Source organism: Vibrio sp. 10N.222.48.A3 (assembly GCF_041475345.1).
Taxonomy (GTDB): domain Bacteria; phylum Pseudomonadota; class Gammaproteobacteria; order Enterobacterales; family Vibrionaceae; genus Vibrio; species Vibrio tasmaniensis_A.
Window position 1 is genome coordinate 1 of the sequence record NZ_JBFRVX010001228.1, and the last position, 220, is coordinate 220.

The following is a 220-nucleotide window of genomic DNA, read 5'->3' on the forward strand; positions in this document are numbered from 1 at the left end:
GTCGGTACTCTATAGCCTGCTTTCTTTGTTGCTGAGCATCGTGGTAACCACCAACAAATTCTTCAACAACGCCGTTGCCTTCAAAAATCCAACTTGTCATAACCGTGTTATCAACAAACTGTCGATCGTGGCTCACTAAAAGAAGCGTACCCTGATAGTTGGCAAGTAAATCTTCTAAAAGTTCCAAAGTTTCGATATCTAGATCGTTGGTTGGCTCATC

General features: G+C 42.3%; 1 pseudogene. It reads right to left on the reverse strand.

Features of this window, described 5'->3' with window-relative positions:
* A pseudogene (locus tag AB4653_RS25225) lies at positions 1-220 on the reverse strand (ABC transporter ATP-binding protein); the annotation flags it as partial.